This window comes from Serratia sp. D1N4, from assembly GCF_054552755.1.
Map to the genome: position 1 here is coordinate 1,096,855 of NZ_CM137274.1, position 9,458 is coordinate 1,106,312.

At 49.9% G+C, this 9,458-nt stretch carries 8 protein-coding genes, 1 tRNA gene and 2 pseudogenes; 10 read left to right on the top strand and 1 reads right to left on the bottom strand.

Annotated features, from left to right (window positions below; translation table 11 throughout):
• Nucleotides 1–91 precede the first annotated feature (91 nt).
• The 7 genes from frsA (at nt 92) to ACX1CU_RS04730 (ending at nt 7,059) form a co-directional block, all read left to right on the top strand.
• Nucleotides 92–1,339 (top strand): esterase FrsA, encoded by a 1,248-nt coding sequence (frsA, locus tag ACX1CU_RS04700; protein WP_459401460.1) that lies wholly within the window; start codon nt 92–94, stop codon nt 1,337–1,339.
• Between the two features lie 59 nt (nt 1,340–1,398).
• Nucleotides 1,399–1,800: a sigma factor-binding protein Crl gene (gene crl / locus ACX1CU_RS04705; protein WP_459401461.1), complete on the top strand. Its 402-nt coding sequence runs from the start codon at nt 1,399–1,401 to the stop codon at nt 1,798–1,800.
• Nucleotides 1,801–1,912: 112 nt separating this feature from the next.
• Nucleotides 1,913–3,016 carry a glutamate 5-kinase gene (gene proB / locus ACX1CU_RS04710; RefSeq protein ID WP_459401462.1) on the top strand — a complete coding sequence of 368 codons (1,104 nt, stop codon included), beginning with the start codon at nt 1,913–1,915 and terminating at the stop codon, nt 3,014–3,016.
• A gap of 9 nt (nt 3,017–3,025) precedes the next feature.
• Nucleotides 3,026–4,279, top strand: coding sequence for a glutamate-5-semialdehyde dehydrogenase (proA, locus tag ACX1CU_RS04715; protein WP_459401463.1), 1,254 nt, complete (start codon nt 3,026–3,028; stop codon nt 4,277–4,279).
• 171 nt (nt 4,280–4,450) lie between these two features.
• Nucleotides 4,451–4,525 (top strand) — tRNA-Thr (locus ACX1CU_RS04720).
• A 526-nt stretch (nt 4,526–5,051) separates the two neighbouring features.
• Nucleotides 5,052–5,729: a helix-turn-helix transcriptional regulator gene (locus ACX1CU_RS04725; protein ID WP_459401464.1), complete on the top strand. Its 678-nt coding sequence runs from the start codon at nt 5,052–5,054 to the stop codon at nt 5,727–5,729.
• A 13-nt stretch (nt 5,730–5,742) separates the two neighbouring features.
• Nucleotides 5,743–7,059 (top strand): purine-cytosine permease family protein, encoded by a 1,317-nt coding sequence (locus ACX1CU_RS04730; protein WP_459401465.1) that lies wholly within the window; start codon nt 5,743–5,745, stop codon nt 7,057–7,059.
• 289 nt (nt 7,060–7,348) lie between these two features.
• Here ACX1CU_RS04730 and ACX1CU_RS04735 read toward each other — a convergent pair whose 3' ends face one another.
• Nucleotides 7,349–7,588: a C40 family peptidase gene (locus tag ACX1CU_RS04735; RefSeq protein ID WP_459402721.1), complete on the bottom strand. Its 240-nt coding sequence runs from the start codon at nt 7,586–7,588 to the stop codon at nt 7,349–7,351.
• Nucleotides 7,589–7,594: 6 nt separating this feature from the next.
• Here ACX1CU_RS04735 and ACX1CU_RS04740 point away from each other — a divergent pair.
• The 3 genes and pseudogenes from ACX1CU_RS04740 to ACX1CU_RS04750 all read left to right on the top strand — a co-directional run.
• Nucleotides 7,595–7,714: pseudogene (locus tag ACX1CU_RS04740) on the top strand (tellurium resistance protein TerC); the annotation flags it as partial.
• Between the two features lie 338 nt (nt 7,715–8,052).
• Complete coding sequence (locus ACX1CU_RS04745; RefSeq protein WP_459401466.1) at nt 8,053–8,310, top strand: YjhX family toxin; 258 nt, start codon at nt 8,053–8,055, stop codon at nt 8,308–8,310.
• Nucleotides 8,311–8,838: 528 nt separating this feature from the next.
• Nucleotides 8,839–8,940, top strand: a pseudogene (locus tag ACX1CU_RS04750) (ESPR domain-containing protein); the annotation flags it as partial.
• Nucleotides 8,941–9,458 lie beyond the last annotated feature (518 nt).

Sequence of the window (9,458 nt, forward strand, 5' to 3'; positions counted from 1 at the left end):
CTCCAGGGATGAACTAGCTTGGTGCCTAGCTGCAACTCGAAATCCATAGGGTATTGGCCTTGAAGCAAGATTCTCGGAGGCTGTTGTTACCATGGCACAAGCCAACCTTTCTGAAGTACTATTCAAACCTTCATTTAAACATGTTGAAACCTCAACGCTGGTAACGCGCGCTCACCACGTAGTGGGGGCGGATATGCATTCGGCGCTGGAGGGAGATACCGGCAACAACTGGTATCGCATGCTTAATCACCTGCTGTGGACCTGGCGCGGTATCGATCCGCTGGAGATCAGCGAAGTCTTAGCGCGTATTGCGAACTCGAACGCCGAACACAGCGACGATCACCTGCTGGATACCGTGGTCGGTTACCGCAACGGCAACTGGATTTATGAGTGGGTACGCCAGGGCATGCAGTGGCAACAGCGTGCCTTGGAACAGGAAGATCCGCTGCTGGGCGGGCAGTATTGGCTCAATGCCGCCAATCTCTACAGCATCGCCGGTTACCCACATCTGAAAGGGGATGAACTGGCTGAGCAGGCGGAGGTGCTGTCCAACCGTGCGTATGAAGAAGCCGCATTGCTGTTACCGTACCAGCTCAAAGAACTGGAATTTGCCATTGAGGGTGGCAGCGCGATCACCGGTTTTCTGCATATGCCAGAAAACGGACAGGCACCGTTCCCGACCGTGCTGATGTGCGGCAGCCTCGATACGTTGCAGACCGACTATCACCGCCTGTTCCGCGATTATCTGGCACCGCTGGGCATTGCCATGCTGACCATTGATATGCCTTCTATTGGCTCATCTTATAAATGGAAGCTGACGCAAGACTCCAGCTTCCTGCATCAGCAAGTATTGACGCAACTGCCTTCGGTGCCGTGGATCGATCACCAGCGCGTCGCCGCTTTTGGTTTCCGCTTTGGTGCCAATGTGGCGGTACGTCTGGCTTATCTGGAAGCGAACCGCCTGCGTGGTGTGGCGTGCGTGGGGGCTCTGGTACACAGCCTGCTGTGCGAAGCGCGATGTCAGGAGCTGGTGCCCGATATGTATATGGACGTGCTGGCTAGCCGCATGGGCATGTCTAATGCGTCCGACAGCGTATTGAAAACCGAACTGAACCGTTATTCGCTGAAAACGCAGGGGCTGCTTGGCCGCCGTTGCCCAACGCCGATGTTAGCAGCTTACTGGGATGGCGATCCGCTTAGCCCGAAAGCCGAAGCTCAACTGATCGCCTCATCCTCACTGGATGGCAAACTGATCGCCATCCCCCGCTCGCCGGTCTACGAGAGTTTCCACAAATCGCTGCTGGAGATTTGTAACTGGTTGAAAGATAAAATGCGTTAACCATTGCTAATTTTCAACAGTTTGCTAAAAAGGATGGACTACCTTGAGGAGGTTAAACAATGACGTTACCAAGTGGCCATCCTAAGAGCCGGTTAATGAAACGCTTTGCCAGCCTGGGGCCTTATCTGCGCGAAGGCAAGTGTGAAAACGACCGTTTCTTCTTTGATTGTTTAGCGGTCTGCGTCAACGTAAAGCCCGCACCGGAAAAGCGCGAGTTCTGGGGATGGTGGATCGAACTGCAGGCTGACCAATCCCGCTTTACCTATACCTATCAATTTGGCCTGTTCAACAAAGATGGGCTGTGGAAAGCAGAAAAGATTAAAGACAGTGAAGTACAAGAGAAGTTGGAAACCACGCTGCGCGATTTCCATCGTCGCTTGGGGGAACTGATGACCAGCCTGGAACTGGTGCTGGAGCCTGCTGCTGACTTTAATGAAAAACCGATCAAACTTTCCGCCTAGATCATTTTCGCTTCATAATTGCGCTGAAATCGCGTTGTGCCTGTTGGCATAACGCGTGTCTCCTGTTACAAAGTCCTTTGCATCCCCTTCTTATTTCAACGGCAGAGATATTATGAGCAGCAGCCAGACATTGGTTGTGAAATTGGGCACCAGCGTGTTGACCGGCGGATCGCTGCGTCTGAACCGCGCCCATATTGTCGAACTGGTGCGCCAGTGCGCGCAGCAGCATGCGGCAGGTCACCGTATTGTTATTGTCACTTCCGGGGCGATTGCTGCCGGGCGTGAGCACCTGGGCTACCCCGAACTGCCCGCCACCATTGCGTCCAAACAGCTGCTGGCGGCGGTAGGGCAAAGCCGCTTGATCCAACTGTGGGAACAGTTGTTCTCGATTTACGGCATCCACATCGGGCAAATGCTGCTGACGCGTGCCGATCTGGAAGACCGCGAACGGTTCCTTAACGCGCGTGACACCATGAGCGCGCTGCTGGATAACCGCATCGTGCCGGTGATCAATGAAAATGACGCGGTGGCTACCGCAGAAATCAAGGTTGGTGATAACGACAACCTCTCGGCACTGGCGGCTATTCTGGCCGGGGCGGATAAACTGCTGCTACTGACCGATCAGCAGGGCTTGTACACCGCCGATCCGCGCAATAACCCCACGGCTGAGCTGATCCGTGAAGTGCATGGCATTGATGATGCCCTGCGCGCCATCGCCGGTGACAGCGTATCCGGCCTTGGCACCGGCGGTATGGGCACCAAATTACAGGCCGCCGACGTTGCTTGCCGCGCGGGTATTGATGTGATTATCGCTGCGGGCAGCAAGCCGGGCGTGGTTGCTGATGTCATTGAGGGCAAACCGGTGGGCACCCGTTTCCACGCGCTGGAAACCCCGCTGGAGAACCGTAAACGCTGGATCTTCGGTGCCCCGCCAGCAGGGGAACTCACCGTGGATGATGGCGCGGTAGACGCGATGATGGCGCGTGGCAGTTCGCTGTTGCCAAAAGGGATCCGTGACGTCAAAGGTGATTTCTCCCGTGGTGAAGTGATCCGCATCTGCAATCTGGCGGGGCGCGATCTGGCCCATGGCGTCAGCCGCTATAACAGCGATGCGATGCGTATGATTGCCGGGCATCACTCACAGGAAATCAACGAAATTTTGGGTTATGAGTATGGTCCGGTGGCAGTCCACCGCGACGATATGATTGTCAGCTAAGGAGTGAGCATGCTCGAGCAGATGGGGAAGGCCGCGAAGCAGGCTTCCTGGCAACTGGCGGTGCTAAGCACGGCAAAGAAAAATCAGGTGTTGGCGGTGATGGCCGACAGGCTGGAAGCTAACAGCGAAGTGATCCTGCAGGCTAACGAACAGGATATGGCGCAGGCGCGCGAGGCCGGGATGAGTGAAGCCCTGCTGGATCGCCTGCTGCTGACGCCCGCTCGCCTGGCGGCGATCGCCAATGATGTGCGGCAGGTGTGCCGTTTGAGCGATCCGGTGGGCCGTGTGCTCGATGGCAGCCTGTTAGACAGTGGCCTGAAGCTGGAACGCCGCCGTGTGCCGCTCGGCGTGATCGGAGTGATCTATGAAGCACGCCCTAACGTCACGATCGACGTTGCCAGCCTGTGCCTGAAAACCGGCAACGCCGTGATCTTGCGCGGTGGCAAAGAGACGCACCATACCAATCAGGCCACGGTGAAAGTGATCCAGCAAGCGTTGGAGCAGTGTGGCCTGCCTGCCGCTGCCGTGCAGGCGATCGAAAGCCCCGATCGTGCTCTGGTGAACGAACTGCTGCGTATGGATCGTTATGTCGACATGCTGATCCCGCGTGGTGGTGCCGGTTTACATAAACTGTGTCGTGAACAGTCGACTATTCCGGTGATTACCGGCGGCATTGGCGTGTGCCACATCTACGTGGATGACAGTGTGGATTATGACAAGGCGCTATTGGTGATTGAAAACGCCAAGATCCAGCGGCCAAGCGCCTGCAACTCGGTGGAAACCCTGCTGGTTAACCGCACTATCGCTAACAGCTTCTTGCCGGCGTTGAGTGCGCGTATGGCAGCGGTGGGGGTGACGCTGCACGCCAGCGATAATGCCATGCCGTTGTTACAAGAAGGCCCGGCACGGGTGATTGCGGTAGAAGCGAAAGACTACGAAGACGAATGGCTGTCGCTGGATATGAACGTAACGCTGGTGGACGACATCGATCAGGCGATCGACCATATCCGCACCCACGGCACCAGCCACTCGGATGCGATTCTGACGCGTTCGCTGAGCAACGCCGAGTATTTTGTGCGTGCGGTGGACTCTTCAGCGGTGTACGTCAACGCCAGCACCCGTTTTACCGACGGCGGCCAGTTTGGTCTGGGAGCCGAGGTGGCGGTGAGCACCCAGAAGCTGCACGCTCGTGGCCCGATGGGGTTGGATGCGCTCACCACCTATAAATGGATTGGTTACGGCGACGATCTGGTTCGCAGTTAACGTTTTTCCATGCAGGTCGAAAACGAGGGGCACGCTGTGCCCCTGTAACTCCCTAATAAGTATAAGGCTGACGCTAAATGCAGCAGATGGTTAGCTGCCTATTGACTCACCCGGTGCTTTTGCATACTTTGTTCAGCGTACTCCGGTATGCATCTGCACACCCGCCTCAAAGCCGATATAGCTCAGTTGGTAGAGCAGCGCATTCGTAATGCGAAGGTCGTAGGTTCGACTCCTATTATCGCACCAATTAAATCAATGAGTTACAATAAAATCATCACGTATTGCATCAGTCTGAAAATTTCATGTCACTGCTGGTGTAAGTAAATTTCGTCAACGCAGATCTACCCTCCTAATCACATCAATTTGTTAATTTAACCGTGAGTTGGAATGGGGATATTGACTGTCAATTGAGGGGCTTAAAAATGAGCTCGGCTGAGTGGTCGTTACGCTACGTTCCGCAATTCCGGGGGAGTCTGTCCGGGTAACCGGCAGATCGACTTAACGCGTACAACGTGTATTTTTTGGTAAAGTTTTCCCTGGTGTTTTTTATAATAAGAAAGAAATATAAAATCAAAAGAATAATATAATTTTTATATAGATCGATTCTCTATCCCCTACTGCACATGAGGGTTGATAACTGTCAAAATAACGATATAAATTCAGTTTATTCTTTCTTTTTAAAGTTTACATGAGTAAAAAATACTCATAACGCTGAAAAGAGTTTTACCTTATGATGTATTAACCATTTGGATGGAAAATGTAAGGGCGAGCAATGGCATACCATGTGAAGCAAAACCTGGAAGACTTGATACCTTTATTAGAAATGATTGATACCCCCTGGGCAATCAGAGATGACAATTTTTTAAACGTTTATATGAATGAGGCTGCACTGCGTTACAATACTATACCTAAGGGACTTGATATTGCTGGCCGACATGACACGGAGATCCCGGTAGGCTGGAGTGAGTTTGCCGACCAGTACCAGGCCCAGGATGAAAAAGTTATTGATAATAAGCAGTCTATCTCTATTATCGAAACCTATCATTGGTACGGTGAAAGCAACTTGACGCCCTATGTCTGTGATAAGCATCCGGTCTATCTTGAGGACAAAGTCATTGGGACAGTATGGAGTTCGGTGCCATTCAAACTGTTTACGCCACTTGAGTATGTGGACAACAAACAGGGTAAATTTGTCAGCAGCATTCCACCCATCGATATTTTCACTTCGGCAGAGCTTCGTATCGTTTTTTTTCTCATTAATAAAAATTCCGCCAAACAGATAGCCAAACGCCTGTCTCTGGCTGAAAGAACCATTCAAAATCATATTGCCGCCATCTATCAAAAGGCCGGTGTCTCATCGCTCGGTCAGTTTCTAGAATATTCGGCCAATACCGGCCTGGACTGTTATTTACCCGAAGAGTTTGTTTTCAGGGGCACCAAGTACATTTAAGGATGATGAAGTTATGTCGGAAGGAAATCAACGAGATGAATATGCACTGAAACGTGTCCCACTGAACAAACGGTTACCATTTTGGGGTGTAGCACTTGTTCACGCGGGTATGCTCACCGCACTTGACCAGTTTATGCTGGGAGCGGCGCTGGGCCACGGCATGTCGGTGCTGGATGCCTATATTGCTATTGGTATTGCCAGCGTCATCTGTGGCCTTATTACGTACGGCATGGGACTGGCAGGGATGCAGGAAGGGATGTCATGTAGCCTGCTTTCCCGATGGTGCGGTTTTGGTCGCATTGGCTCAGCGTTTATTGGCATTATGATAGCCATTAGCCTGATGGGATGGTTCGGCGTTCAGACAGCAATCTTTGGCAAATCGCTGGATTTTGCTCTGGGCCACCGTTTAGGATTTAACACTTCCGTGGCGATTGTGGGTATTGGGCTGACCATTCTGGTGGCTATCGGTTTTAAAGCATTGCGTTTTATTGCCCGGATCGGTGTACCTGTGTTTATCGTTGGTATTTGTTATGTCTCCTGGCTCGCCTTATCAAATCAGGATATCTCCGCACTGTTACAAAGCAAGCCCAGTGGAGAGGTTATCAGTATCGGCGGCGCCATCACCATCATCATTGGTGCCTATATTCTTGCCGCGCTACAAACACCGGATATCGCTCGGTATGTCAGTAACAGGAAACAGGTGCTGGGGATGACGGTACTCACTATTTTCGCTGGTGAATTCGTACTCAATGGATTGGCCATTGCCCTGGCTCGGGCGTTAAATGTATCCGATGTGGTGTCGATTATGTCGATGGCGGCCGGGGGTGTCGGGTTAACCATTGCGATATTTTCAACCCTGCGGATCAATGACCTGAATCTCTATTGTTCTTCATTAGGCTTGGCGAATGCGATTGAATCTGTTTTTGGCATCAAAATAAACTATATCTTCACGACGTTGGCTATTGGCACCTTTGGCACAACGCTGTCAATCCTTGGCATTCTGGACCGCTTTATTGGGTTTTTGGAGCTGATGGGCATTGTATTTCCGCCTATCGTGGGCATCATGCTGGTTGAGTACTTCGTCATCCGAACCTACCGCAAGGCATTGGATGAATCTCGCGCTTCAGGGCAACTTCCCGGCTCTGAAAGTACGCCTTCTATCGGTTGGACGGCCATTGCCGCCTGCGCAATGGGCGCAGCGGTGGGTTTTTTGGTAGAAGCAGGCATTCCGGCACTCAATTCTTTGGTTGTCGCCAGCGTATTTTACGGGGCTGCCAAAGTTATCGTAAGAAAAAAACGCCCACTAGTCTGTCAGACGGAGACCTACTGATGATGTAAAAATTCCCGTTAAGGGGATATAAACCGGAACCCCAGAGTTTTGCTAATCCCTGGAACGCGGTTACCTTGCTTTCCAGGGACATGCCCTGTCGGTATTTGATAAAAAGATAATCCTTTTTTATCAATCAGTTGAAGTGGTAACTGAATGACACTTTTTCATCGAGTATGCTTGCAGTCCGAGTTCACCGACTTAAAACCCGCTTGAAAGACCGGGGCGGTTCAGTAAGAAAATCCAGCCTGCGTCCATTCACTGGTGTGTTGCCAGCTGTTGGATGAACTTATTAAGTCTCGTTGTGATTGATGCGTCGCGCTTGGTCGTACTTTGTCTTCCAGTATTGATTGTCCAGTTCTGAAACCGTGACGCCTACCTTGTTAGAGGCATGGAGAAATTTGCCATCTCCGACGTATACGCCAACGTGACGCTCTTGTTTCGAGGTTTTAAAAAATACCAAGTCGCCAGCAGTGAGATCATTCTTGGCAACGCGTGAGCCTAGTTTGATTTGTTCATGCGGTGTCCATATAAGTTATTTAGTCTGTTTATAACGGGTTATGCATCGGAGAAAGTGCTTTCAGTTGGTAACCTGTTTGTCATGATGGCTATCTTTTCTTGGTTTGCCGTACCAGATCGTTATCGCCACCGTGTTCTATAAATACAATACCGAGCATTCACCCCATTATGTGAATCATATCAGGCTGTTGACAACGGGGTATATTCTATTCAGCCGCCAGGTTACAGCCATCCGCTTTCCTTATTGGGATCACATTTTTCAGGCAGGGTTATTCCCATATAAAAAGTATGTGTTATGATTCCCGCCGTAAATACCTTTCAACTCTCACCGAGGCTTTGATGCTGGATAATGTAATCATCAGATAATCAGCTTACCGACCTTTTCAGGCCGGACTGGTTATCAATGCGCCGAAATCGAATGCGAGCACCGCTGTGTGTTTGCACGTTTTGCACATGATGATTAACAGGTTTTTCAGTATGAATTTATCCCGTCAGGAACAACGTACCTTACACGTACTCGCCAAAGGTGGACGTATTGCGCACATCCGCGATACCTCAGGTCGCGTCACATCAGTTGAATGCTACAGCCGCGAAGGGTTGCTGCTCAGCGATTGTACGCTCGCCGTCTTCAAAAAACTCAAAGCCAAAAAGCTGATCAAGTCCGTCAATGGTCAGCCATATCGCATCAACACCACCGGGCTGAACAACGTGCGTGCACAACCGGACAACCAATAAGGAGAGCGTTATGAACACAATGTTTTCCCGTGAGTTTATCCACGCCAACATGATGGGCCTCATCAACAAATAAAACAGGTCCCCCATCTTCGGATGGGGGATCAAGACGTGTTTGTGGATACTTTGCTCTCTGATTCATAGAGGTAATTCTGAATTATTAGATCTTTATTCCTTGGAATTACTTAATGCTACCTAAAATTTCCTACGCATCGAATGTATTTAAATCTTATGAATATGTTGTGTATCAGCGACATAGGTTATCAGCTTGTGAAAACGAGTATGAGCCTGAGTGAGTGAGTTATTTCTTTTGGGATTAATCTTAACTTATTGAATGTATAAGTGATTCCTTTAAAAATCAGGATGAAAAACTCCTCCTTGAGCCTTGATTTCAAAAGATTTAAACCGTAATCGGTCTGCTTGCGTTTTGACAAGACAGAACTAGATTTAACTTAAATTCGTGTCTTTGCGCCTTCAAATTAGAAGGTGGTAATAGCTTATGGCGTCTGGCAGACCTTCAGAGGGATTCTTATGAACAAAGTTTATAGAGTGATATGGAGTGCGGTATTACAGGTTTGGGTAGTTGTCAGTGAACTCACTAATAAAAAACAAAAAACAGCCAGCCACAGTAGCTGTGCTCAGCAACATGTTGATAAAACAACTAAAAATAATAAATTATTCAAAAATAGCGCTGTGGCTTTGTCACTCTTTTCTGCCCTGGCGGTTTACAATAATGCTTATGCAATTACCGTGGCTGAATGTAATGCTTCGGGGGGGAGTTGCGTAACGGTTGGAACCAGTGCTGCCTTGGCAGCAGCCCTAGGAACGGGAGAAGGAAGTACAGCAACCACAATATTATTAACCGCTGATATTAATCAAGAACTTGTGAATACCATAGGTTCGGGTGGTACCAATCCGGTGAATGCCTACGCAGTGAATCTGGTGAGTGGTAATCGGCAAAATCTAGTGTTGGATGGGGGCGGCCATAAATTAACTATGTATAATGGGGCGTTCGTTCTCACCAGTAACTCGGTTAATGGGGGATGGCAAGGCAATGCAACGTTCAGTGTGGTTAATTTTTCTGCTATTACAGCATCAATAGCTAACCCCAGCGTTAATTTTACTCGAATATTTTCTGCACAAGACAGTGA

What these genes read in the sequence shown, in the direction of transcription:
- proA (WP_459401463.1), top strand. Translation starts at nt 3,026, where the DNA reads ATGCTCGAGCAGATGGGGAAGGCCGCGAAGCAGGCTTCCTGGCAACTG.
- crl (WP_459401461.1), top strand. Translation starts at nt 1,399, where the DNA reads ATGACGTTACCAAGTGGCCATCCTAAGAGCCGGTTAATGAAACGCTTT.
- ACX1CU_RS04725 (WP_459401464.1), top strand. Translation starts at nt 5,052, where the DNA reads ATGGCATACCATGTGAAGCAAAACCTGGAAGACTTGATACCTTTATTA.
- proB (WP_459401462.1), top strand. Translation starts at nt 1,913, where the DNA reads ATGAGCAGCAGCCAGACATTGGTTGTGAAATTGGGCACCAGCGTGTTG.
- ACX1CU_RS04745 (WP_459401466.1), top strand. Translation starts at nt 8,053, where the DNA reads ATGAATTTATCCCGTCAGGAACAACGTACCTTACACGTACTCGCCAAA.
- ACX1CU_RS04730 (WP_459401465.1), top strand. Translation starts at nt 5,743, where the DNA reads ATGTCGGAAGGAAATCAACGAGATGAATATGCACTGAAACGTGTCCCA.
- frsA (WP_459401460.1), top strand. Translation starts at nt 92, where the DNA reads ATGGCACAAGCCAACCTTTCTGAAGTACTATTCAAACCTTCATTTAAA.